Here is a 23,096-nt window from a genome sequence, read left to right on the forward strand (position 1 = left end):
GAAGACCTCCGTGACCACCAAGAAACCCGAAACCAAGACCGCCAAGACCACCAAAGCCGCACAGGTCGAAGGCAAAGACGTGAGCGCGACTGCCGCGTCGAGCGTAAGTCAAACCACTGATGCTGCCGCCCTGGCAGCCATCGACACGTCCGGCTATGTGCTGCCGAGCGTCAAGGTGCCGGGCCGCCGTGGCCGCAAGCCCAAGGAATTCCAGCCGGAGAGCGACGAAGTCGCCGCGCTCAATACCATCGAGCGTACTGAACTGAAGGCCGCCGACAAGGCCAAGGCCAAGGACCGCAAGGCCAAGGAAAAGGCCCTGTTGAAGGATGCCTTCTCTTCCGACACCGAAGCCAGCGAAGAAGAGCTGGAGCGTCGTCGCCAGAAGCTCAAGACCCTGATCAAGCTGGGCAAGGAACGCGGTTTCCTGACGTTCTCGGAAATCAATGACCACCTGCCCGAGAACATCGTCGATCCGGAAGCCATCGAAGGCATCATCGGTACCTTCAGCGACATGGGTATCTCGGTCTACGAGCACGCCCCTGACGCCGAAACCCTGCTGCTGTCGGACAACGTGGCCAACGTCGCCAGCGATGACGACGCCGAAGCGGCCGCCGAAGCGGCGCTGTCCACCGTCGATTCCGACTTCGGTCGCACCACCGACCCGGTCCGCATGTACATGCGCGAAATGGGTTCGGTCGAACTGCTGACCCGCGAAGGCGAAATCGAGATCGCCAAGCGCATCGAAGACGGCCTGAAGGACATGATCCAGGCCATCTCTGCCTGCCCGACCACGATCGCCGAGATTCTGGTCGCGGCTGACCGCATCTCCAAGGACGAGATCAAGGTCGACGAAATCGTCGACGGCCTGGTCGATCCCAACGAGAGCGAGCAACAGGTCGACGCCGCCGCTTCCGACTCCGACGAGGACGACGAGGAAGAGGAAGAAGACGAGGAAGAAGACGAAGAAGAGGAAGCCGAGAACAGCAGTTCCGGTGCAGCCGGCTTCTCCGCCGAACAGCTGGAACAGTTGAAGCGCGACGCGCTGGGCAAGTTCGCCGTCATCGGCACCCAGTTCGAGAACATGCGCAAGGCCTTCGAGAAGGAAGGCTACAACTCCAAGCCCTACGTCAAGGCGCAGGAAATCATTTCCAACGAACTGCTGGGCATCCGCTTCACCGCCAAGGTCGTCGAGAAGCTGTGCGACACCCTGCGTGCGCAGGTGGACGAAGTGCGTACCGTCGAGCGCCAGATCCTGGATGTGGCCGTCAACAAGTGCAACATGCCGCGTACCCACTTCATCAAGGTCTTCCCCGGCAATGAAGTGAACCTGGACTGGGTGGACGGCGAAGTCGCCGCCAACCACGACTACAGCACCGTGCTGAGCCGTAACGTCCCGGCCATCAAGGAACTGCAGCAGAAGCTGATCGACCTGCAGGCACGCGTGGTACTGCCGCTGCCGGACCTGCGCGCGATCAACAAGAAGATGGGCGCCGGTGAAAAGAAGGCGCGCATGGCCAAGCGTGAAATGACCGAGGCCAACCTGCGTCTGGTGATCTCGATCGCCAAGAAGTACACCAACCGTGGCCTGCAATTCCTGGACCTGATCCAGGAAGGCAACATCGGTCTGATGAAGGCAGTGGACAAGTTCGAATATCGTCGCGGCTACAAGTTCTCGACCTATGCGACCTGGTGGATCCGTCAGGCCATCACCCGCTCCATCGCCGACCAGGCGCGCACCATCCGTATCCCGGTGCACATGATCGAGACGATCAACAAGATGAACCGCATCTCGCGTCAGATCCTGCAGGAAACCGGTGCCGAACCGGATCCCGCAACCCTGGCGATCAAGATGGAAATGCCGGAAGACAAGATCCGCAAGATCATGAAGATCGCCAAGGAGCCGATCTCCATGGAAACGCCGATCGGTGACGACGACGATTCCCATCTGGGCGACTTCATCGAGGACAACAACACGCTGGCCCCGGCCGATGCAGCGCTGCACGCCTCGATGCGCAACGTGGTCAAGGACATCCTGGATTCGCTGACCCCACGTGAAGCCAAGGTCCTGCGCATGCGTTTCGGCATCGAGATGTCGACCGACCATACGCTGGAAGAAGTGGGCAAGCAGTTCGACGTGACCCGCGAGCGTATCCGCCAGATCGAAGCCAAGGCATTGCGCAAGTTGCGTCACCCCTCCCGTTCGGACAAGCTGAAGAGCTTCCTCGAAGGGAACTGATAGAAGGGTGTCAGAATTGGCCGGCGAAGATGTTAAAATCGCCGGCTGATTTTTTGGCCCCCTAGCTCATGCTTGGTTAGAGCAGCGGACTCATAATCCGTTGGTGCCGTGTTCGACTCACGGGGGGGCCACCAAAAAACACTGAGAAATCAGGCATTTACACCACTCTTCGGAGTGGTGTTTTTGTTTCTGCCTCCTGCTGTGACCAAAACGTGACCGTTTCTGCGTGGTGCGCCAGGTGGGAGGGAGCCAGGTGGGCATAGCGCTGCACCATGTCCAATGTCTCCCATCCGCCCAGCTCTTTGAGCGCCAGCAGAGGCGTCCCGGCCTGGACGTGCCACGATGCCCAGGTGTGGCGAAGATCGTGAAACCGAAAGTCCGTGATCTGCACCGAGGAGCAGGCCCGCTTGAAACACCTGTCATCGATCTGGCTGATTTTGGCGGGTTTGCCGTCCTTCGTTGCCCGCTCGAAAACATACTGCTGTGCCGTTTTCAGCCGGCGCGCAATCACTGCAAGCGCGTCGGCATTGAGCGGCACGGCCCGGGCATATCCGGACTTGGCCTCTTCAGCGATCACCCAGGCATTGCGGTTCGGCAGATCCACGCTCTTTGGTTCCAAAGAAAGTAGTTCGTCCGCGCGCATGCCGGTGGTCACCGCCACAAGTGCAATGTCGCGCATCCATTCAATGGAAATCGCGTCGATCAGAGCCTTGATGACTGGCTTGGATTCGAAGCGTACCCGCTTGTCTGGCTCCTGGAACTTGCTCAGTTTCGGTGGGCGGCTGATCCATCCCCACTCTGTGGCCAGCGTCAAAATCCGCTTGATGGTGGCCAGGTACCGATTCTTCGTGGCGGCCGATACGGGCTTGGCCTTGCGGTGCTTGTGCGTGGTGTGCGTTGGCAGCTTCTGGAGGATGTTGCCGGCGGTTAAAGAGCGGATCGGGGTCGAAGCCCCAAGGGCGGCGCGCCAATACTGCACGTGCCTCACTTTTGATTCATAGTCGCTCTGGCCTTCCGCTAGTTTCAGCATGCCCAGTGCGGCTTCGTCAAAGGTGTGGTCAGGTTCCTCGCCCAGCTTGGTGGAACGCCACAGGTCGGCCTTTACTCTGTCGTGGAGTTCTTGCGCGGCTTGTTTGTCCGTCGTGCCAGAAGAGCGTCTAATTCGCGGGACGCCTGGCGTGCGGATATCAATCCACCAGATGCCGGAAGAGGGATTTTTGCGGATTGGCAATTGTTTTCTCCTGCAACCCGCAGCGGTAGCCGGGTCACATTGTTGCGTTTCTCGCTGAGTTCTGCAAGGCGGGAAGGCCAGACGCGCCACACACGAGATCCCGGAAGGCGGAATCCAATTTGTTCGCGCATGGCGAAGACGGTGCTGTAAGACAGCTTCAGGCGGGTGGCCACCTCTTGTAGGGTCAGGGCCGCTTCATCGCGGTCCATGGAAGGTCCATCTTTGGCAAGGCGAGGATTTTCTGTGGTGAAAATCGCAACATGCTACGATCACTTCAAAAAACAGGGGGAAATTATGGAAAAGGATTTTCTGCGCGTGCTTCAAGCATGCGTTGTCGCGGTTATTTTGTTGGGGACAGCGCTTCTTATATTTGGATTGTTTCCCAGGATGAAATCCGAAGTTGGTGCCGCGTGGATTCAAGCCGTCGGATCGATCGCTGCAATTATTGGTGCATGGTTTGGAACCCGACATCAAATTCGGAGTGCTGAACGTACGAGAAACAGGGACAAACTGGTCGCGAATGCCGAAATGGCATCCATCTGCTTCAATATGGCCTGCTACGTTTACAGTTCGTTGAGCGATATCGCTAGAAAGCTTGAGGAGGCTCATGACGAGAAGTACTTTCAGCGCATTGGAACTGAAAGAGCGGAAACCCTTTTGGACATGATTCGCACCATCACACGAAAGGAGCTCACTCCGAAGCTCTTTGAGCAATTTTTTCCGTTGCAGCGGGAAGTAGCATATACGCTCACAGCCCTGAAGGAATACAACGCTGCGAGGCACATTCCATCCATCGACCGGGTGCGCAAAGCTCATCTGCGCGTAGGTTCTGTGGTCACAAGCAAAAACGAATTGGAAGTGCTGCTGCGAGCACACACCAAGCTCGTACAAAATTCTGGTGAGTAGTTCGCGCCATATGTATTTCCTCTCCTCCCTGGCGTCAGCGTAAGTCGACACTTTGACGGTGCGAAATCGCAGGCACTTGGGTAAGTTGGTGGCACGATCAGCGGCCATTGGCAACTTCCGGCTTTTCCTCGTTCGCAAGGATCGCCAGCAGCAGATCAAGTCGCTTGGACATGCCAGCCGAAAATGCTTCGACCGCAATGGCAGGATGGATCTGGCCTGGCTCCAGGCTGTGCTGGTCGGGGAACATAGTGACCGATGATTCGAGCGAGACGTTGATATCGGTCATGTCGCTGAGCGTCCAGTGGAAGCGTTTGGCACGCTCACCGGTGATGACGATATTCAGCGTGCCGGGGAGGGCCCGGGCGATCAGAGGGAGCAGATCGTCCAGCGCCTTGGAATCTTCGGGCGTGACAGGCGCCTCTGGCTGAATGTTTTCGAGCGCGACGCGGATTTGATAGATGGCGTCCTGCAGCTCGCGAGAATTGGTATGAGCACGTGGCTGCTTCATTTTTCCGCTCCCAGCGAAATCGCGGACGCACGGAGTGCCCAGAGAGCAATGGCGCGGCGCCGACGGCGCTCAGTACCCAGACTGATGCAGCCTTTCTTTTTGCCTCGGAAAACTGGATTGACCACCTTGGGACGGTCGAATGCAGGATGGGAGAGGATGGCAGCGGAGGTTTTCATTGTGCCGCCTCCAGCACGTCGAGTTCGTGGCTCAAGCTGGCAGCAGCATTGAGAGCCAGACCGATGGCGCCCGCCAGGGCGGGATTGCACGATTCCGGGTTTTGAAACGCAAAAACATGGAGGATTTCCAGTTGCTGAGCAAGCGTCTCCGCCTGGTGGGCCAGATAGCCGGCGTCTTTGGGACGTGCCTCTGGTTTGGTTGAGCCGGTGGCAATCGCTACTGCCTTGACGCCGGGCGCGCCTGTGTTACTATTTCTGCTCATGAAATTAACTCCTGACAGGGTGGGTTTCATCAAGCCGCCAAGTGCTCGAACACTTGGCGGCTTTTTCATTTGTCGCTCTCGGCGGCGGATTCGAGGGTGTTGTGGGCGTCGGTAGCAGAACGAATGCCGATTTCCGCCAGCTTGGAAATGACGGAGTCGCCGGAAAGCTCTGCGAGTCGGCTGATGGCACGCAGGATGTCTCTGAGGTCAGAGACGGTGCTCATGCCTGTCGACAGGATGTGATCTTGTTGAAGTTGGGGCATAAATTCCTCTGGCCGGGTTGAGTGCAAGGAAAATATATCAAAATGATTTATAAAAGTAAATCAAAAAGATATATTCGGCCAGGGAATTGGTTTCTGCGGGGAATTTCCTGGCCGTCTTTTTAACACGGCCAGATGTTGGGGGCGAAGGACCTACATGTGGCCGAATTCGGTTTTATTTCTCCGAATTCGGCTTGCCGAAGATGTCTTTGGCACGATTCAGATGATTTCTAACTGTGTCATCATCAATCGACATCCCTAACTTTTGCAGGTCTTCTGATATCTCTTTGGCGATGGAACTTCTTTTGGCGTCTGGGTCGTAGGCATACCCTTTGATTGCCATCCCCAAGATTATTTTAAGCAAGGTTTCTCGCTCCCTGTTTCCTAGTGGCTTCGACGTGGGATGAGGCGCGGAACTCGCCGTTTGAGTTTGAGTAGCTATACCTGGCTCTACAGAAACTTCGTTTAGAAATTGTCGAAGCTCATTGGTACGAACCACAAGCAAAGCTGATCGCGGTAACTCAGAAAGCGAAGGGGTCTCACCCCCGCTGAGATCGGGAAACTCCGTTAGCTGAAAAAAGTTGTAGCCGTCGGAAACAACGGTTTCGGTGTATAAGTTATGAGGAAGAGGTGGATATCCGCTCAGTGTGGAGTATTCCTTTATAAGCGAAACCGCGTCTCCACTCATTTGCAGCAGATCGTAGGGTGTATCGTCTTCCAATTCGAAAATATCTGAGGCCAAGGCGAGTGTTTCTCCCGAGGGAGAATAAAAAATACCCTCGTAATTCTTGTTGGAAGCAACCTCTTCGCTTACTAGCTTGTAGGCACGCGCATACTGTCCCACGCCAAAAATCGCCGATAAGCGCAGGCGGGAATCTAGTGCCAAACGAAGCACATCCTTTTCGAGTATTCGCTCGCCCCATTTCTTCCCTATGTAATCTGCCGCCTCATCAATGCGGAGCCATTGTCGATATTCAATCAGGCGGCTCATATGTCAGCTCCAAGGGGCAAAGCCAGATGTAAAAGCTCAATCATTAGGATCTGTGAATGCCTTGAGGAAGTTGATAACCGCGCGCTTTTGGGCCGACGATGCCAGATTGTCAAATGCCCTGGCGACACGAAGAGCATCTGCCGACAGAGCGTCCTGCGCTTCCGGCCTATTTGCTGTCGATACTTCAGCCTCATCGTGAGGCACATCTAGCCAGCCCTCATTCATGCCACATGCTTTTTCCATACGCCGCGCGATGGAATTGCCAATATTTCGTTTCGGCACATCTCCCAAAATTTGCCACATGTATGCGTCGCTCATTTCCAGCTCGCGCGCAAAGTCGGCCCGCGATTCGAAGCGGGAAGCCAATTGGCGAGCATTGGCAAGACGGATTTCGGCGGTAGTTTTCATGTTCTAAGGGTAATAAAAGAAATCAAAATGATATACTATCAAAATGATTGATTTAATTAGATCAAATTGATATATTGAGGCATGGACCTCAAAACCTACTTCCAAACTACCAAGCCGGCTGAGCGAGATGCTCTAGCTGCCCGATGCGAGACCAGTGCCAACTATCTCTACTTGGCGGCGAGAGGAAAGCGCAATGTTGGTCCCAACTTGGCCAAACGATTGGTCGAAGAAGAGCCTCGCTTGACGCTCCATGAGCTCAGGCCGGACATCTGGCCGCCTCAATCTCATTGAGGCGCTATGCTCACCCACACCCCCATCGGCCCACTGCCTAACGGCTCATATGCCGTCGGCTATCCCACACCTGGCTGTTCGGTGATGACTGTCGTATCGACGGGCATGGCGAAGGAACGCGCCCAGGAAGAGGCTACCCGGCTGAATGCAGCGCAGGAGAAGAGGGCGGCCGCGATTGAGCGCGACCGCCAGTTGCGGATGCGACCGGAGACTTTGCGACCGGTTACTGACTACCTTTCCGAGATTGAGCTGGCGGGTGGCGCCGGGGAGGGCGAGTGAAGCGCCACAAAATCCGTCCCTCACGCAAGGCATCAGCCTATGTGAACCAAATCCTGTATCGCTGGGCTTCGCGGTTGGCGCGCGAGGAATATCTTGCGCAACGATCTCCCGAAGAGATCCAGAGCGCTGAGGCGTATGCCGCTCAAGAAGCAGAGCGGGAGCGGCGTATACGGGAAAAGGCATCTAGACGGCCCACCCGCATTCGCGCTGAGCAGCATCTGATTGCCTGGCGTAACCGGACGCAGGCCGCACCGGTCGACCCCGGCTTTTTCAATGACTGGTGGATATGAGCCGCGCTATTAACGCAGCTAGTTGGAACTCGCGCTCCTCTAGAACCGCATCGCTGACCTGCTGCGCGGGAGCCATGTCTGCGGCATATCGCAACTGGGAATTCAACTGCTTGAGCAAAGTGTCTTTCTGCTCTGGATTCAGCAGTTTCCAGGCTGCCTCATTGACTTTTTTGAGAGCGTCGATCTGGCATTCGAGCCGCAGCATGTCGCTCAGTTCTTCGTTTCCCATGCGCGTTCCTTTCGTGAGCACAGTTGATAGGGGTGAGAGCCTTGATTGTGGCACGACTGCGGACGCGCGCCCTTCAAACGAGGCAGCGGCTGCGCAGCCGCGATGTGGTGATACGAGCCCACCGCATCACGCCTCGACCCTTCAATCAGGCTCGATGAAAGGCTCGTATGCCAACCGCAAAACAGTTTGAAGTGTTCATTGACGATGGAGAAGTATGGATCGGGCAGAGCGACGATGGCAGCGAAAGACAAGACATCGTCCGGCTTCATCCTGAGCAGATTCCATTGTTGATTAAGTGGCTGGCCCAGGCCGCAAAGCTAGCAAATTCTTCGGAACCGAAGGCCGGATAAATGCCGAGAGCACAGAACAGTCCACGGGTCGAAGACGGCTTCACCATGATCGCAAATGAGTTGCTGGAAGCGATCTTGGCCGGCGGCTTTACCCAGCGAGAGCAGTCCGTAATCCTGTCGGTGATACGCAAAACCTACGGCTACGGCAAGAAGACTGACGACATGTCGGCCAGCCAGATTGCGGCCCTGTGCAACGTGCCGCGCCAGCATGTGGCGACCACCCTAGTTAACCTAGCTGCCCGGAATGTAATTTCGAAGACGCCAGGCAAATATGGCTCCATCATCGGCGTCCAAAAAAACTACAGAAAATGGATTGGAGCCGACTTTTTCAAATCCGCATTTGCTAGTCCCGATTCAGGACAGGGGTGTCCTGCTTTGGGACAGGGGGGGTGTCCTGATTCAGGACAGGGGGACGAAGAGCGCGAAAAATCAAGTTTTTCAGCATATAAAGATGGGGCGCCTTCCTCGGAAGCCGCGCCGGAACTGAATTTTGGTAGTCCTGAATCGGGACAGGGGTGTCCTGAATCAGGACATGTCCCGATTTGGGTAGATACCTGTCCTGATTTGGGACAGGTCGCTAGTCCTGATTTGGGACACACAAAAGAAAACCTTCCAAAAGAAAATAAACAAAAGAAAACCTCTTCGTCATCTGGCGATGACGTGGGGCTCTGCCCGGTCGATTCTTTGGTCAACTTGTACCACGAACTTTTACCGAAAAATCCGAAGGTTTTGCAGGTCACCGAAGCGCGGAAAAAATCGATCCGTGCGCGATGGACTGAAGCGGCCTCGTTGGAAGCGTCGCCGTTCGGCTACGAGACCAAGACTGCGGGCCTGGAAGCTTGGCGATCGTTCTTCGGGTACTGCGCCAAGTCAGACTTCCTGACAGGCGGCGTTCCTGGCCGTGATGGCAAGAAGCCTTTCCGTGCCGGCCTCGATTTCCTGTTTTCGCCCAGTGGCTTTGCCAAGACGCTGGAGGGGACGTACCACGATGGCATTGCACCCGGGAACCCGGCATCTGCCGCGCAGGCTGATGGCGAATCCTGGCGTCGAGATCCACGTTTCGCAGGTGCCAAATGATCCCGATCCCCAAGGGCGCGCAGCCCATCATCGAAGCCCGCTTGCGCGGGCAGAAGCCTTGCGAATTGATCCTGGTCTCCCTGATCGGGCCCGTGGCCGAGGCCAACCACACCGTGTTCGCGAACCCCAACGGGTCCTACGACTGGCGCTGGGTGATCGGGCTGCAGCTGTGCCTCATGGTCAACGCACAGACGCGCCGGGCGGCCTGGGACATGCTCTTGGCCATTGGCAAGGACTCTCCAGCCCAGCTCCACGTCTGGAACGTGGACCAGTTCAAGGGTGCGCGCGTTGTGGTGCTACCCAATCCCGCCGACATCGAAAAGCCCCGGTCCGCCTGGCGCTGGGCGAGGGAGTCCGAACCATGGTCGGACTTCGATAACGAAAATTTTGCATGGAGCCCCTGATGCACACCATTCCCGATGACATCGATTTTTCGGCCTACATGGATGAGCCGCCAGCCGAGCACAGGGTGGTGCCGGCTAGCTCCATGCTGGATGCCGTCATCGATCATTTTTTCAAGCCGGCTGATGCGCCGAAGATCCAGATGGGCTGGCGCAAGACGCATGGCGATTTCGAGTTCCGGCCTGCCGAGGTGAGCTTGTGGGCTGGCATCAACGGCCACGGAAAAAGCCAGGTGGTGGGGCAGGTAAGCCTGGACCTGATGGATCAGCACCAACGCGTCTGCATCGCCTCTCTGGAAATGCCACCGCCCAAGGTGATGGCCCGCATGGCACGACAGGCAGGCGGCCGCCGTGATGTGACCGTCCCCTTCCTGAAGGCATTCCATCGCTGGACCGACAACCGCCTGTGGATCTACGACCACGTGGGTAGCAGCGATCCCCGCACTATCCTCGCGGTGATCCGCTATGCGATCGAGAAATTCGGCGTGCAGCATTTCGTGGTCGACAACCTGGCCAAGGTGATTGCCTTGGAAGACGACTACAACGGCCAGAAAGCTTTCGTGAACAGCCTCTGCACGATCGCGAAAGATACGGGTGTCCATGTGCACCTGGTGTTGCACGTGAAGAAGGGTGACAGCGAACACAAGATGCCCGGCAAGTTTGCCATCAAGGGTTCGGGAGCCATCGCCGATTTGGTCGACAACATTTTTATTGTCTGGCGGAACAAAGCCAAAGAGGATGAGATCCGGAAGGGCAATCACGAAAACGTGGATGCACCGGACTGCATGGTGAACTTGGAGAAGCAGCGCCACGGCGAGACGGAGGGCTCTTACGGCTTTTGGTTTGATCCGAACTCCATGCAGTACCTGGAATCGCGCCTGGACCGGCCAAAGATATACCGCATCGAGCCCGCCCTCACCGCCGCCCAAGTGGAGTTCTGACCATGCTCTATCCAGCCAGCCTACCCGCCGACCTGCAGTACTTGGCCAAGCGCTACGAGTGGAACGCCGAGGACAAGGCCGAGGTGCGCGCCGCCTTCACCGACTGCCCGGAGATGGTCCAATTCTTCACGGTCCTGGCCGCTGCCCATAGGGCCGGCTATGAGCAGTGCGCCGCCAACGGCTATATCCGGTTGCAGGCATGGTGCCAAGAAGAGGGATTTGGGGATCCGTTTGCGCCTGGGTTCGATATCAGCGTGCTTCGGCTTCAGATGGAGCAAACCAGCCGAGTGCGGGCATGAACAGCTCGTGGAAAGAAAAAGCCCGCTTTCGCGGGCCGGATTTAAGCTGTGGCGAACGGGTCGCGATTGCTCTCGTACCAATCGAAGCGGGCTTGGCCCGCCGAGGTTACGCGATAGCCAGTCAATACTCCCAATCCCTCCATAACGATATATCCGTCGTCTTCCAGAAGTCTCAGGTGATAGTTGATAGTGTCGAATTGACTGTCTTCTGCACCGATCAATCCGTATACGTCTCTCGGACCAAGGCGTGCGTGATCCGAGTTGACCATAGCGACCAGTATTTTCTGCAGCAGATTCTTGTCTTGCTTCATGGAATGCCCTCCGGATGTAGGATTTTTGGACGCGCGACCATGCGGTTCCTCGCGCACGCGCGCGCGTTTGACGGATTTTATCAGGGCTTGATGGGCAGTCGACTTCTACAGCTGAACCCATCCTCCTCGATTCCTGAAATTGACCTGCGGGTACCGCTTGTAGTAGGTCTTGCAGCAGCTGCACATAAACAGATCTTTCTTTGGGCAATCGGCCTTCAGCACTGCGGTGACCGCACCTGGATCGTGTTTATATTGCTGCGTCATCGGATAGGTGGGCGCGATGGCAGATTTGGCGTTACGGTAGCGCTGGCAGCAAAAGCGGGCGTCAATAGTCATGAATTTCTCCTTGTTATGGTTGTTGTTTGGAGCGTCGGAGCTCGGTCGCAGCCGACAGAGGTCAATGTACACCGCCGGCCGCTGATCTCGAAATACTTTCTTGCATCTCTGCATAGGAACTTGGCCCTGCGCCACCGGCAGCGGCGGCCGACCCCACCGCAGCAGCCGAATGAGGGGTGGACATGACAGCACCCATCCCACCTAAGCCCATCACACAGCTGCCACTCGATTTCCCCGGGGCCAGCAGTGACGCTATTCCCACGCCTGTGCCACGGCTGGTAAGGCCGAAGCGAGTGCTGCCAGCCTATCCCGCCCCCGAGGTCCGCATCGATTGGTTCAGCGTCTTCGCTGACCTGAAGCGCTCCGCCTGGAGCATGTACCGCATCGAAAGCCAGCTGCACATCCCCAAGACCACGCTGCTGGGCTGGAAGGATGGTGCCGAGCCCAAGCACTTCGACGGTGAGCGCCTCATCCAGCTCTGGACCGATGTCACAGGCCAGAAGCGCGAGCAGCTGCCCGTGGAGCGGCGCATGCCCTCTGCATTCCAGTCCCGCCGATAGTCGGGATTCCGACCCCCGGGCCGCCGGATACTCCGGACGTTATCACCACCGATCAACGTTCAAGGAGCCCAGTATGGCCAAGACCAACGTCACCAAAGTCCAAGTTCCCGGCGAGGCCGCTGCGCCCGCAGATGACCAATCCACCGCGCTGGAGCAGGGTGCTGCTGGCGATGATGCTGGCCAGGATGGCGAGCAGATCCAGGCGGCTGACGATCCGGCGGCTGGCAACAGCGAGGGCGCCGGCGTGGCCGATGCCGATGCGCTGCAGGCCCAATTGGATGCCAAGGATGCCGAGCTGGCCGAGCTGAAGGCAGCGCTGGCCAAAGCTGATGCCACCAAGAAGCCCGGGCCGTTGCGCCCTGGCCCCGGTGGCCGCAGCGATTTCACCCACGTGAGCGCCAGCCAGATCGACGTCGCGACCTTGAAACGCCCGATCGAGACCCGCGACGGCTGGCTGGTGCCCGAGAAGATCACCCAGAACGACAAGGGCTGATCCATGTGCAGCGGAGGGGGCGGCCAAGCCCCGGCACCAACGGTCGATCCAGCAGCAGAGCGCCAGGCAGCGGCAGATACCGCGCGCCAGGCCAGCAATGCCAAGCTGGCGGCCAACTACAAAGCCCGGCAGGCGCAGACCGTTCTGGCCAGCGGTGCCGGCAATACCACCAGCGGCGCAGCCAGTACCGGCAGCGGCGCGGCCATGTCCGTGCTTGCCTCGGGCCAGGGCAAACTGGGAGCGTTCTAAGCCATGGATCGTGCATCAGCCATCATCCGGCGCCGGGAGTCGATGCGGTCGGCGCGCTCCATCTATGAGCAGAATTGGAAGGATGGTTACGACTATTCGTTCCCGGAACGTGGTGACGGCTTCTACGGGGAGCAGAGCGACGGTGCCGCCCTGGCCGCCAAGCGCGCCCGCCTGTTCGATTCCACGGCCACCGACTCGGGCCAGATCCTCGCCGCCTCGATCATGACCGGTGGCACGCCCAGCAATTCCCGCTGGGTCGGCCTGTCCACCGGCAATGACACCGACGAGGAAAAGCGCTGGCTGGACGCTTCCGCGCAGCTGATCTGGCACAACATCCACGCATCCAACTACGATTCCGAGGGCATCGACGCATGCCTGGACCTGGTCGCGGCCGGCTGGTTTGTGATGTTCTGCGACTCGCCGGAAGAGGGCGGCTATCACTTCCAGCTGCTGCCCATGGCCACCAGCTACATCGCCGCATCCAAGCCCGGCGGCGCACCGGACATCCTGGTGCATGAGTACTGCCTGACCGCTGAGCAGGCGGTCAACAAGTTCGGAGAGTCCAACGTCAGCGAGAAAATCCGCAAGTGCATGGAGGACAACGGCAACCCGGACGAGAAATTCAAGTTCGTGTGGTCGATCTACCCGCGCAGCAGTGCCGACCAGGCCGGCATCACGGCCAAGAATCTGCCGTTCGCCTCGATTCATGTGGAGATGGACAGCAAGGCCGTGGTCAAGGAGTCCGGCTTTCATGAGTGTCCGTTCTGGGCGCCGCGCTATTCCAAGCTGCCGGGCACGGTCTATCCGGTCGGCCCGATGTACCGCGCCATGCCGGACGTGAAGCAGCTCAACCGCCTGGTGTACCTGGAGGACATGAACGCCGATATCGCAATCTCGGGCATGTGGATTGCCGAGGACGATGGCGTGCTCAACCCGCGCACTGTGAAGATCGGCCCGCGCAAGATCATTGTGGCCAACTCGGTGGACAGCATGAAGTCGCTGGCCTCGGGCGCGAACTTCAATCTGTCGTTCACCAAGAAGGACGCGCTGCAGGCCTCGATCCGAAAGATCCTGATGGCCGATCAGCTGCCGCCCATCGATAGCCCGGTGCGCTCGGCCACCGAGTTCCAGCTCCGCGTGCAGCAGATCCGCCAGGTGCTGGGCCCGATCTTCGGCCGCCTGCAGCCGGAGTGGTACGGCCCGATGGTGGCCCGCTGCTTCGGCCTGGCCCTGCGCGCCGGTGTTCTCGGACGCCCGCCGCAGTCGCTGGCCCAGCGCACCATCACCGTGGTGTTCAACTCGCCCATGGCCAAGAGCCAGAAGCTGGAGGAGGTCACCGCCATCGAATCGTCCCTGGCATCGATCAACGCCATTGCCGCCGTGGATCCGACCGTGCTGGACACCGTGGACATGGACGAGGCCGCCCGCCAGATCATGGAAGGCCGGGGCGCACCAGCCTCGATATCCCGGCCGCCCGAGGCCGTGGCCCAGCTGCGCGAGCAGCGTACCCAGGCGCAACAGCAGGCCCAGCAGCAGCAACAGCAGCATGAGCTGGCCCAGAAGACCGTACCCATTGCCATGCAGCAGGCCAACAAATGACCCAGCCTTACGAACCCAAGCCGTCCGACTACAAGCTGATTTTCGAGGATCACAAGGTCGGCGCCGCCATCCTGGAACAGCTCACACGGGTGTTTGCACGCCCGGCCGTCGTGCAGGGCGGCATCGACGCCGTTCTGCAGACCTATCACCGCGATGGCTCCCGCCGCGTGCTGGAACACATCGTCAGTCAGATCAACCGCGCCAATGGCGTTAGCGAAGAAGGGGAGGCCTAAGTGACCATTGATGCAACTCTCACGCAAGACGGCTGGGTGGTCCAGCCTATCAATGCGGGCGTTTTGTCAGCAGGGAAAGACCCCCAGACCAATACCATTGGCCTGATCAATCCTGCCGGCGGCCCACCGATTGCTTTCCCCATCGGTGGTGGCGTTCCCAAGCGCCATAAGAAGCCGGGCCTGCAGCGCCTGGCGTTCTTCGACAAGGCGGCGAACGTGGGCGGCGGCAGTGCTGCCAATTGCTCGGACATCGCGCTGGATCGTTACTATCCGTTCACCGGCAATACCAGTGTGGTATTCACCGTCCCGTCTGCCAGCACATTCCGGTTTTCGCAGTCCGCCGTACTGTCCACTCCGCTGGACATGACCAACGGGCAGATTCACATTAGCATGATCCCGTCCGTGAATGCTTTGGTCGCGGCCACGCCGACCGCGATGATCCTGGAGCTGTATTCGGCCGGCACGCCTGCATCGCCTGGCACCAAGTTCATTTCAGCCGATATTCGTGCGGAGCTGCTGGCCAAGATTTCCACGCCAGGCTGTTTCGGCTGCTTCAGTATCTCGGTCGCGGAAATCAACACCCTGAACGGTGGCGCTGTTCTCACCGACAAGCAAGCCGTCCTGTTTGCGATGCTTCGTGTGACCTATGCGGCCGGCTCCATCGGCGGCCAGATGGCCCTCGGTGCCATCGACTATGTCCCAAATGCCAAGACCAAGGCGCCCGTCGTGCTCACCTTCGACGACGGCTATCTGGCAAGCAATCTGGTCGCCAAGCGGATTCTGGACAAGGCCGGGCTGGTCGGTGTGCTGTTTCCCGATCCGCTCTCGATGTCGTTCACCGGCACCCAGGCCATCCAACGCATGTCCGCTGCGGACATTGACCAATTCGTCGCGTCCGGCTGGCAGGTGGCATCGCAGCGCTACTCCATCGAAGGTGACAACGCCGCGATGAGCAATGAGCAGTGGTTGGCCTATCAACAAGCCAACCTGAACATGCGCCGCAGCATGGGCTGGCCCGGTGGCGAGGATGGATCGTGGTACGGCGGTGCGGCTAATCCATTCAACAACGGCACCACGGACACCCTGATTGCCAAGCGCCGGTACGCCCAGCGCCTTTTCCGGACGATCAGCGGCTACTACTTCAATCCGCTTTCGGTCACCGAGACCTGGCCCTTCGGCGATCCGATGGCAGTCCGTCGGTGTGGCTTTAATGCGTTCGGCAATAGCTCCGCTGCCAACGTCGGTGCCAACACGATGGGGTGCCTGACCAAGGCCGGCGCATCCAAGGGAGCAGTGATTTACGCCCTGCATGGCGAGTTGGACAACGCATTCAACAACAACCAGGCACTGACCGACGCCAATGTTGCAGCCTTCCAGGCCATCGTGGACACCGTGGTGGCGAACCCAGGCACTTACGAAAATCTCACGTTCATGGACCTGGCACCGAGTTGAACGCAGTGCACCAGCAGCTATCCCTATCAATCAATTTTCACAGGAGAAACAAACATGCAACTCACCCGGAGAAACTGGTATGTCTTCATGCAAGAAGCAGGTGATGGTGGTGGCGGTGCCGGCGGGGCCACGGGCGGCGAAGCAGGTGGCGCAGATGCTGGTGCAGGCCAGGGTGCAGGGGCTGGCGCTGCAGGTGATGCGGGTGCAGGAGCGGCCAGCGTTCTTGCCGCCGGTGCTGCAGCTGCGAGCGGCGAAGCTGGCGGCCCGGATTACATCCCTGAAAAGCTCCGAGTCCTCAAGGACGACGGCTCCCTGGATCTGGAAGCATCCAGCCGGAAGATGGCCGAGGCCTACACCAATGCCGAAAAGCGCATCGGCGCTGGCGATGTGCGCCCGAAGGCTGCAGAGGAATATACGGTCACGATCCCGGAAGCATTCAAGGACGCATTCAAGCCCGAAGAAGATCAAGGCTTCCAAGATTTCCGCACCAAGGCCTTCGAAGCGGGCATGACACAGAAGCAGCTGGACCTGGTGATGGATCGCTACTTCGAAATGGCGCCGCAGCTGGTGGCCGCAGCTGGCGTCCTCGATGCCAACACCTGCAAGGCGGAGCTGGAGAAGGCCTGGGCAACGCCCGCGACGTTCAACCGGAATGTCGGCCTGGCGTTCTCGGCGGCCACCGCGCTGTCCAGCAAGGCCGGCATCGATGTCCAGCAGATCATGAGTGGTCCGCTGGGCAACAATCCGCAGTTCCTGCAGCTCATGGCGGCGCTGGGGCCGGAGCTGGCCGAGGACAAGAACCCGAACAGCGAAGGCAATATCACCTCGGGCGATGAAGTCGAGAGCCTCATGGCATCCGAGGCCTATTCCAACTCCAGCCACAAAGACCACGCCCGCGTCAGCGAGAAGGTCCGCAACTACTTCGCCAAGAAATTCGGTACCGAAGCCGCCGCGTAACACCCCCTCCATTTAGTCGGGAAACCGACCCCCACCCAGCGCGACCATTGCGGGCAGATACAGGCCCGTGGTGGTGCGCGGACAACCTGCAAAGTCACCCTCCTTGCACACGGTAGCCGGTGCGCGCAAGGCGAATGCAATGCAGGCCCGGGCATCCGGACAACCTGAAAGGCGAATTCCCAGTCACCTTTTTGGAGATTCACATGCCCCAGTCGATTACCCAGGCCTTCGTGCAGCAGTTCGACACCTCGATCCGCATGCAGGCCCAACAGAAGCGCGCCCGCTTCGAACCCCGCGTCACCGATCGCGGCAACATCACCGGCGAGTCGTTCACTGCGAACCGACTGGATGCCATTGCCGACACCCCGGAGAACACCACCCGCCATGGCGATACCGTCTGGTCCGACGCCAACCACACCACCCGCGTGGCCCTGATGCGCGACTTCTACCAGGCCCTGCCGGTGGACCGCGCCGACGAACCCAAGGTGCTGGCCAACCCGAGCGGTTCCTACATGGACTCGCTCAATGCAGCCTGGAACCGTCGCAAGGACAGCATCATCTTCGCTGCTGGTATCGGCAATGCCCAGACCAAGGACGGTACTCTGGTCCCGCTGCCTTCCAGCCAGATCATCCTGAACGGCGGTACCGGTTTCACCAAGGCCAAGCTGATCACCGCAAAGAAGCTTTTCCGTGCCAACGAAGCCGACGAACAGGCCGACGTCCCCGAAGAGCTGTACATCGCGTACACCTCCGACATGCTGGAAGACATCCTGTCGGATACCACTCTGACCTCGGCCGACTTCATGGCCGTGAAGATGCTGCAGTCGGGCGATGTGTCCGGCAAGTGGATGGGCTTCAGCTGGGTGCCCTATGAAAGGGTGCAGAACACGTCCGGCGTGCTGCGCACCATGGCCTGGGCCAAGTCCTCGATCCACTTCGGTACCGGCTTCTTCGAAGGCCGTGCCCAACGCCGTGGCGACAAGAAGGACACGCTGCAGCTGTCGGCAGCCGGTTCCGTAGGCGCCGTGCGCGTCTGGGAATACGGCGTGGTTGCCCTCGACTTCGTCTAATCGGCCCTGGCCCAACCTCATTGATCATCTGAAAGGAGCCTTCCATGGCTGAAGTCAACACCACCCAGGGCGCGAAGATCGTGAACCGCACCCCCAAGCTGCTGCCGCATGAGTCGTTCGGCCGCAAGCGCATCCTGGCGTCGAAGATGCCGGCGGCCTATGCCCAACTGGCCATCAACGACACCATTTTCATCGGTCGCGTCCCGGCGGGCAGTCGCTTCACCTTGAATAGCAAGGTGGGCTGCGCTGCTGGTACTGCCAGCTCGACCCTCGATATCGGCATTCGCTCGACCGCCAGCGGCACCGTCATCGACGCGGATGGTCTCGCCGCCTCGGTGAATACCAATGCCGCTGGACAGAAGGACGCCAATACTGGTGCCCTGATCGCCAGCGGTGCCGAGTATGTCACCACGGAAGAGGTGGATGTCTATGCCACCGTCACCGGCGCAGTGCTGGCCGCCAACCAGGCGCTGAAGTTCGAAATCGAGTACGTCAACGACTGATTTCCTTGTCGTGCGCATTGCCCGCCCCGTGCGGGTTCCACAAACCGGGGGCATGTGCTCCCGGTTTTTTTCATGGTGATCTATGGCTACTGCTGTTTCGATCTGCTCTAACGCACTCCTGAGCCTCGGCGCCAAGCCGTTTGCCGACTTCTCCGAGAACCGGGACCACGTGACCCTGTGCAGCAACCTCTTCCCCACGGTGCGCGATTCCATCTTGCGGGCGCATCCATGGAAATGTGCGACCAAGCGTGTGCTGCTGTCGCCCATGGTGGATACCCCGGCCTTCGACTTCTCCGCCCAGTTCGCGCTACCTGGTGACTGGCTGCGTACCGTGCAGGTGGGCAGGAAGGGCAATTCGATCCCGTTCCGGTCGGAAGGCCGCGCACTGCTGGCTGATGCGGCCGCGCTGCCGCTGGTCTACATCTTCCGCAACGATCAGCCGGCGACCTGGAGCACAAACCTGATTGAGCTGATGGAGTTCGCCATGGCCGCACGCGTCTGCTATGCAGTGACGGCGTCGACCACGCTGCGCGACAGCATGAATGCAGAGCTGCAGCAGAAGCTGAAGATCGCCAAGGCGGTGGACGGCCAGGACGATCCGCCCGAGGAATTCGAAGAGGGCTCTTTCGTTGAATCCCGTTTCAGCTGATAGGGAGTCGAAATGCCCCGCGTAGACCTCAATCAGACCAATTTCACATCCGGCGAGATTACCCCTCGCTGCTATGGCCGCGTCGATATCGCCCGGTACCTGAATGGCGCTGCCTCTCTGGAAAACTGCTTTGTCACCATCCACGGCGGCGCATATCGCCGGTATGCCAGCAGCTACCAGGCCACGGCCAAGACACTGGGCCGCTTCGTGCGCCTGGTGCCGTTCGTCTTCAGCACCACGCAGGCTTACATTCTGGAGTTCGGGCACCTGTATCTGCGGATCTACAACCAGGGCGGCGGCCAGGTGATGAACGGTGGTGTGCCTTATGAGCTGGTCACCCCCTACAGCGAAGACATGCTGCGTGAAATGGACTTCACGCAGGGCGCCGACACGATGCTGCTGTTTCATCAGTCGGTGTACCCGCAGACGCTGCGCCGGCTGTCTGGTGGTGCCTGGTCGATTGGCGCGGCGCCGTTCACCACGCTGCCATTCGATGAGGTCGGCCACCGCTACAACGGCACGCTGACCCTGAGCGCGGCCACCGTGGGCACCGGCCGCACGGCCACCAGCACGATTGCGTCCTTTATTGCGGCTGACGTTGGCCGACGCATCACCTTCGAGGGTGGCTCCGGCCTGATCACGGCGGTGAATTCTGGCACGCAGGTCACCATGCAAATCACTTCCGAGTTCAGCAGCACGGTCATCGCGGCCAATCAGTGGGTGCTGGACGACTCGCCGCAGGTCTCGATTACGCCAGGCGACAAGAGCCCGGTGGGCATCGGTATCAATGTGACCTGCACCACGGATGCCTTCCGCGCAATTGATGTCGGCAAGTTCATCGAAATCAATGGCGGACTGCTGCATGTCGACAGCGTGAGCTCCGCCCAGGCCATCGTTTGCAAGATCATCAAGGAGCTGGATTCCGCAGTGGCGGCGCCTGCCGGTGCATGGAAGCTGTTGGGGCCTGCCTGGAATGAATTCGACGGCTATCCGCGCACCGGCGAGTTCTACGAACAGCGGCTCAATGTGGCCGGCTCTACCGGTTACCCGCAGACGCTGTGGGGCAGCAAGACCGGCGCATTCTTCGATTTCACCATGGGCACCGATGATGATGATGCCTATGCGTTCACGCTGCCATCGACCGGCAAGATCAACCCGATTACCCGCATGTCGTCGGTCAGTGTGCTCATCATGCTGACTTATGGCGGCGAATATACGGCCACCGGTGGCGTGGAGAAGCCGCTGACGCCCACCAACCCCCAGCTGAAGCCGCGCACGCGCTACGGCTGCAACTCGGTCAAGCCGCTGCAGGTGGGCGAGGAACTGTTCTACGTGACACGCACCGGCAAGAAGGTCAGGGCGATGTCCTACTCGTACACCTCAGACAGCTTCCCTTCGCCCAACGTCACCACGCTGGCCGAGCACATCACCAGCCCCGGCATCGTGGACATGGCATACCAGCAGGAGCCTGACGGCCGCCTATGGTGCGTGCGCGCTGATGGGAAGCTGGCCGTATTGACCATCGACCGGGAAGAGGGCGTCACGGCCTGGTCTCCGCAGTCCACGGATGGCGTCTACGAATCGGTCGCCTGCATCCCCAACGGGGGCATCGATGAGGTATGGGTGAGCGTCAAGCGCACCATCGGCGGCGTGGACTATCGCTACATCGAGCGCTTCGATGACTCGCTGCTGACCGATAGCGCAATCACTGACACGGATGCCACCGGGAAGACCGAATGGACCGGCCTGGCCCACCTGGAGGGCAAGCAGGTGCATGTGCGCGCTGATGGTACCTTCGCCGGTGCCTTCACGGTGGCCGGCGGCAAGATCACTCTGCCGCGTAGCGCCAAGACGGTCCAGATTGGCCTGCCGTACACCGCCCGCATCATCCCGCTGCGCCCCGAGATCCAGACTGGCGCTGGCACTGCCCAGGCCAACAAGATGAACACCAGCAAGGTGAGCGTGCTGCTGCACGAAAGCATCGGCGGCATGATCAACGGACAGAAGCTGACGCAGCGCGCCTTCGGATCGGAGCTGCTGGATCAGGAGCTGCAAGTCTATTCCGGCCTGGATTACGTGGGCATCACGGACTGGCACAACGGTGATTCGCCCATCGTGCTGGAGCAGTCCGAGCCGCTGCCGTTCCATGTCCTGTCCATCATCCGCAAATTCACGGTGAATCCATGATCAGGCCCGCCACCATCGGAGACATGGGTGTGCTGCTGGCTATGGGCCGTGCGATGCATGCGGAAAGCCCGCGCTGGCGCCGGCTGAAATATTCCGAGCACCAGATCGAAACCATGCTCATCGGGCTGATTGAGTCGCCGCAGGGGCTAGTGCTGATCGCTGAGCGTGACGGCCAGGCCATCGGGGCCATTGCCGCCGTGGTGCAGCGTGCCTGGTGCGCCACCGACCTGGTGGCCGAAGAAGTCAGCTTCTACATGCTCCCCGAACATCGCGGCAGCTTGGCCGCCGCGCGCCTGGTGAATAGCTTCAAGGAGTGGGCGCGCCTGCGGGGCGCGTCCTGGGCATATGCCGGCGCCTCTACCGGTGTTGATGATGAACGTGTTGCGCAGCTGTATGAGGGCTTCGGCTTCACCCGCTGCGCGGTGGGACTGGAGGCCTATTTTGGGAATTGAGATCAAGCGCTGTGCCATCGCTGACATCGTTGCAGCACCTGAGCTGCCTGCCTTGCTGGCCGAATACGGTGCGGAATCCGGCAATGACGGTATCGGGCCGGTCAATCCGCAGTTCGATACCTACCTGGCCATGGAGACGGCCGGCGTGCTGCATGCTCTGTCCGCACGCTTGGAAGACGGCCAGCTGGTGGGCTTCATGCTGGTGCTGACCCCTGTACTGCCGCACTTCGGCCGCCGCGTCGCGGTCAGCGAATCCTTCTTTGTGGCCACCGCTCACCGCAGTACTGGCGCAGGTCTGCGGCTGTTGCGCGCGGCGGAATGCCTGGCGCGTGACGCTGGCGCAGTCGGCATCATGGTCAGCGCGCCGAACGGCGGCCAGTTGGCGCAGGTGCTGCCCGGCATGGGCTATCACGATGCCTCGCACGTCTTCTTCAAGGGGCTGGCATGAACGACATCCGCGCTCGCCAGGACGGCATTCCTGCCATGTCGCCGCAGGCCATCGCTGCCGTGACTGAGATTGAGCGGCATACCCTCGCGCTCCCACAGGTCCCAATTCGCACCGTGCACATCCTACATGCCGGCCTCTACACCCGCATGATCACTATTCCGGCTGGAGTGGTACTGACCGGCGCGCTTATCAAGATCGCCACCATGCTCACCATCAGCGGCGATGTGGAGGTCTTCCGAGGCCCCGGCGATGTGGTCCGTATCCGTGGCACGGCGGTCATGCCGGCCAGCGCTGGCCGCAAGCAGGCATTCATCGCGCACGCCGACACCACTGTGGTGATGTGCTTTCCCACACAGGCCAAAACGGTCGAAGAGGCCGAGGCCGAATTCACCGACGACACCGACATGTTGATGTCGCACCGCGAGCCCGAATTCACCACCACCATCATCACAGGAGAGTGA

The 23,096-nt window shown here is 59.6% G+C and carries 33 protein-coding genes and 1 tRNA gene; 23 read left to right on the top strand and 11 right to left on the bottom strand.

Annotation, left to right across the window (positions count from 1 at the left end; translation table 11 throughout):
• Nucleotides 1-10: 10 nt before the first annotated feature.
• Together rpoD and I5R65_RS07560 are read left to right on the top strand one after the other, a co-directional pair.
• Nucleotides 11-2,236 (top strand): RNA polymerase sigma factor RpoD, encoded by a 2,226-nt coding sequence (gene rpoD, locus I5R65_RS07555; protein ID WP_370460910.1) that lies wholly within the window; start codon nt 11-13, stop codon nt 2,234-2,236.
• 55 nt (nt 2,237-2,291) lie between these two features.
• Nucleotides 2,292-2,370: transfer RNA gene (locus tag I5R65_RS07560), tRNA-Ile, on the top strand.
• Nucleotides 2,371-2,393: 23 nt separating this feature from the next.
• Here I5R65_RS07560 and I5R65_RS07565 read toward each other — a convergent pair.
• The gene (locus I5R65_RS07565) at nt 2,394-3,467 is read right to left on the bottom strand and encodes a site-specific integrase (RefSeq protein ID WP_180665926.1); all 1,074 of its coding nucleotides are present in this window, start codon (nt 3,465-3,467) and stop codon (nt 2,394-2,396) included.
• A gap of 246 nt (nt 3,468-3,713) precedes the next feature.
• Here I5R65_RS07565 and I5R65_RS07570 point away from each other — a divergent pair, with 246 nt between their 5' ends.
• Nucleotides 3,714-4,373, top strand: coding sequence for a hypothetical protein (locus tag I5R65_RS07570; protein WP_180665928.1), 660 nt, complete (start codon nt 3,714-3,716; stop codon nt 4,371-4,373).
• 97 nt (nt 4,374-4,470) lie between these two features.
• On the opposite strand, the gene I5R65_RS07575 is transcribed toward I5R65_RS07570, so the two are convergent.
• The 6 genes from I5R65_RS07575 to I5R65_RS07600 all read right to left on the bottom strand — a co-directional run bounded on the left by I5R65_RS07575 (nt 4,471) and on the right by I5R65_RS07600 (nt 6,979).
• Entirely contained in the window at nt 4,471-4,881 is a 411-nt protein-coding gene (locus I5R65_RS07575) for a hypothetical protein (protein WP_180665929.1), read from the bottom strand.
• On the bottom strand, nt 4,878-5,057 hold the full coding sequence (locus I5R65_RS07580; RefSeq protein WP_180665931.1) for a hypothetical protein: 180 nt from the start codon (nt 5,055-5,057) through the stop codon (nt 4,878-4,880). Before I5R65_RS07580 ends, I5R65_RS07575 begins: the two co-directional genes overlap by 4 nt.
• Nucleotides 5,054-5,389 carry a hypothetical protein gene (locus I5R65_RS07585; RefSeq protein ID WP_180665933.1) on the bottom strand — a complete coding sequence of 112 codons (336 nt, stop codon included), beginning with the start codon at nt 5,387-5,389 and terminating at the stop codon, nt 5,054-5,056. Before I5R65_RS07585 ends, I5R65_RS07580 begins: the two co-directional genes overlap by 4 nt.
• Nucleotides 5,386-5,583, bottom strand: a complete 198-nt coding sequence (locus I5R65_RS07590) for a hypothetical protein (protein WP_180665936.1) — start codon at nt 5,581-5,583, stop codon at nt 5,386-5,388. The genes I5R65_RS07585 and I5R65_RS07590 overlap by 4 nt, the downstream gene beginning before the upstream one ends.
• 172 nt (nt 5,584-5,755) lie before the next feature.
• Nucleotides 5,756-6,571, bottom strand: a complete 816-nt coding sequence (locus I5R65_RS07595) for a hypothetical protein (RefSeq protein WP_180665938.1) — start codon at nt 6,569-6,571, stop codon at nt 5,756-5,758.
• A gap of 36 nt (nt 6,572-6,607) precedes the next feature.
• Entirely contained in the window at nt 6,608-6,979 is a 372-nt protein-coding gene (locus tag I5R65_RS07600; protein ID WP_180665939.1) for a hypothetical protein, read from the bottom strand.
• A gap of 297 nt (nt 6,980-7,276) precedes the next feature.
• Between I5R65_RS07600 and I5R65_RS07605 the strand changes: the two genes are divergently transcribed.
• Together I5R65_RS07605 and I5R65_RS07610 are read left to right on the top strand one after the other, a co-directional pair.
• On the top strand, nt 7,277-7,549 hold the full coding sequence (locus tag I5R65_RS07605; RefSeq protein WP_180665941.1) for a hypothetical protein: 273 nt from the start codon (nt 7,277-7,279) through the stop codon (nt 7,547-7,549).
• Nucleotides 7,546-7,839, top strand: coding sequence for a hypothetical protein (locus I5R65_RS07610; protein ID WP_180665943.1), 294 nt, complete (start codon nt 7,546-7,548; stop codon nt 7,837-7,839). The genes I5R65_RS07605 and I5R65_RS07610 overlap by 4 nt, the downstream gene beginning before the upstream one ends.
• Here I5R65_RS07610 and I5R65_RS07615 read toward each other — a convergent pair.
• Nucleotides 7,820-8,068, bottom strand: coding sequence for a hypothetical protein (locus I5R65_RS07615; RefSeq protein WP_180665945.1), 249 nt, complete (start codon nt 8,066-8,068; stop codon nt 7,820-7,822). The genes I5R65_RS07610 and I5R65_RS07615 overlap by 20 nt on opposite strands.
• Complete coding sequence (locus I5R65_RS07620; protein ID WP_196872161.1) at nt 8,050-8,337, bottom strand: hypothetical protein; 288 nt, start codon at nt 8,335-8,337, stop codon at nt 8,050-8,052. Before I5R65_RS07620 ends, I5R65_RS07615 begins: the two co-directional genes overlap by 19 nt.
• 81 nt (nt 8,338-8,418) lie before the next feature.
• Between I5R65_RS07620 and I5R65_RS07625 the strand changes: the two genes are divergently transcribed.
• Genes I5R65_RS07625 through I5R65_RS07640 form a run of 4 tightly spaced genes read left to right on the top strand, consistent with a single transcriptional unit; the run spans nt 8,419 to nt 11,136 of the window.
• The gene (locus I5R65_RS07625) at nt 8,419-9,495 is read left to right on the top strand and encodes a replication protein (protein WP_180665948.1); all 1,077 of its coding nucleotides are present in this window, start codon (nt 8,419-8,421) and stop codon (nt 9,493-9,495) included.
• A complete protein-coding gene (locus I5R65_RS07630) occupies nt 9,492-9,899 on the top strand; it encodes a hypothetical protein (RefSeq protein WP_180665950.1) in 408 nt (135 codons plus the stop codon). The genes I5R65_RS07625 and I5R65_RS07630 overlap by 4 nt, the downstream gene beginning before the upstream one ends.
• Nucleotides 9,899-10,837, top strand: a complete 939-nt coding sequence (locus I5R65_RS07635; RefSeq protein WP_180665952.1) for an AAA family ATPase — start codon at nt 9,899-9,901, stop codon at nt 10,835-10,837. Before I5R65_RS07630 ends, I5R65_RS07635 begins: the two co-directional genes overlap by 1 nt.
• Before the next feature lie 2 nt (nt 10,838-10,839).
• The gene (locus tag I5R65_RS07640) at nt 10,840-11,136 is read left to right on the top strand and encodes a hypothetical protein (RefSeq protein ID WP_180665953.1); all 297 of its coding nucleotides are present in this window, start codon (nt 10,840-10,842) and stop codon (nt 11,134-11,136) included.
• A 41-nt stretch (nt 11,137-11,177) separates the two neighbouring features.
• On the opposite strand, the gene I5R65_RS07645 is transcribed toward I5R65_RS07640, so the two are convergent.
• On the bottom strand, nt 11,178-11,447 hold the full coding sequence (locus I5R65_RS07645; RefSeq protein WP_180665955.1) for a hypothetical protein: 270 nt from the start codon (nt 11,445-11,447) through the stop codon (nt 11,178-11,180).
• Nucleotides 11,448-11,552: 105 nt separating this feature from the next.
• Nucleotides 11,553-11,783 carry a hypothetical protein gene (locus I5R65_RS07650; protein WP_180665957.1) on the bottom strand — a complete coding sequence of 77 codons (231 nt, stop codon included), beginning with the start codon at nt 11,781-11,783 and terminating at the stop codon, nt 11,553-11,555.
• A 293-nt stretch (nt 11,784-12,076) separates the two neighbouring features.
• Here I5R65_RS07650 and I5R65_RS07655 point away from each other — a divergent pair, with 293 nt between their 5' ends.
• The 14 genes from I5R65_RS07655 to I5R65_RS07720 all read left to right on the top strand — a co-directional run bounded on the left by I5R65_RS07655 (nt 12,077) and on the right by I5R65_RS07720 (nt 23,096).
• Nucleotides 12,077-12,343, top strand: a complete 267-nt coding sequence (locus I5R65_RS07655) for a hypothetical protein (RefSeq protein WP_180665959.1) — start codon at nt 12,077-12,079, stop codon at nt 12,341-12,343.
• A gap of 73 nt (nt 12,344-12,416) precedes the next feature.
• Nucleotides 12,417-12,836, top strand: a complete 420-nt coding sequence (locus I5R65_RS07660; protein WP_180665961.1) for a hypothetical protein — start codon at nt 12,417-12,419, stop codon at nt 12,834-12,836.
• A 3-nt stretch (nt 12,837-12,839) separates the two neighbouring features.
• On the top strand, nt 12,840-13,085 hold the full coding sequence (locus I5R65_RS07665; protein ID WP_180665963.1) for a hypothetical protein: 246 nt from the start codon (nt 12,840-12,842) through the stop codon (nt 13,083-13,085).
• A gap of 3 nt (nt 13,086-13,088) precedes the next feature.
• Nucleotides 13,089-14,684 carry a portal protein gene (locus I5R65_RS07670; RefSeq protein ID WP_180665965.1) on the top strand — a complete coding sequence of 532 codons (1,596 nt, stop codon included), beginning with the start codon at nt 13,089-13,091 and terminating at the stop codon, nt 14,682-14,684.
• Nucleotides 14,681-14,917, top strand: coding sequence for a hypothetical protein (locus tag I5R65_RS07675; protein WP_180665967.1), 237 nt, complete (start codon nt 14,681-14,683; stop codon nt 14,915-14,917). The genes I5R65_RS07670 and I5R65_RS07675 overlap by 4 nt, the downstream gene beginning before the upstream one ends.
• On the top strand, nt 14,918-16,369 hold the full coding sequence (locus I5R65_RS07680) for a hypothetical protein (protein WP_180665969.1): 1,452 nt from the start codon (nt 14,918-14,920) through the stop codon (nt 16,367-16,369). It begins immediately after the preceding gene.
• A gap of 54 nt (nt 16,370-16,423) precedes the next feature.
• Nucleotides 16,424-17,326 (top strand): hypothetical protein, encoded by a 903-nt coding sequence (locus tag I5R65_RS07685; protein ID WP_180665971.1) that lies wholly within the window; start codon nt 16,424-16,426, stop codon nt 17,324-17,326.
• A gap of 203 nt (nt 17,327-17,529) precedes the next feature.
• Complete coding sequence (locus I5R65_RS07690; protein ID WP_180665972.1) at nt 17,530-18,396, top strand: phage capsid protein; 867 nt, start codon at nt 17,530-17,532, stop codon at nt 18,394-18,396.
• A 44-nt stretch (nt 18,397-18,440) separates the two neighbouring features.
• Entirely contained in the window at nt 18,441-18,899 is a 459-nt protein-coding gene (locus I5R65_RS07695) for a hypothetical protein (RefSeq protein WP_180665974.1), read from the top strand.
• A gap of 82 nt (nt 18,900-18,981) precedes the next feature.
• Entirely contained in the window at nt 18,982-19,548 is a 567-nt protein-coding gene (locus tag I5R65_RS07700) for a hypothetical protein (RefSeq protein ID WP_180665976.1), read from the top strand.
• Nucleotides 19,549-19,560: 12 nt separating this feature from the next.
• The gene (locus I5R65_RS07705) at nt 19,561-21,735 is read left to right on the top strand and encodes a hypothetical protein (RefSeq protein WP_180665979.1); all 2,175 of its coding nucleotides are present in this window, start codon (nt 19,561-19,563) and stop codon (nt 21,733-21,735) included.
• Entirely contained in the window at nt 21,732-22,187 is a 456-nt protein-coding gene (locus I5R65_RS07710; protein ID WP_180665981.1) for a GNAT family N-acetyltransferase, read from the top strand. The genes I5R65_RS07705 and I5R65_RS07710 overlap by 4 nt, the downstream gene beginning before the upstream one ends.
• Nucleotides 22,177-22,635, top strand: a complete 459-nt coding sequence (locus I5R65_RS07715; RefSeq protein ID WP_180665983.1) for a GNAT family N-acetyltransferase — start codon at nt 22,177-22,179, stop codon at nt 22,633-22,635. Before I5R65_RS07710 ends, I5R65_RS07715 begins: the two co-directional genes overlap by 11 nt.
• Complete coding sequence (locus I5R65_RS07720) at nt 22,632-23,096, top strand: hypothetical protein (RefSeq protein ID WP_180665985.1); 465 nt, start codon at nt 22,632-22,634, stop codon at nt 23,094-23,096. The genes I5R65_RS07715 and I5R65_RS07720 overlap by 4 nt, the downstream gene beginning before the upstream one ends.

The organism is Herbaspirillum sp. AP02 (assembly GCF_015767275.1).
Lineage (GTDB): Bacteria > Pseudomonadota > Gammaproteobacteria > Burkholderiales > Burkholderiaceae_D > Herbaspirillum.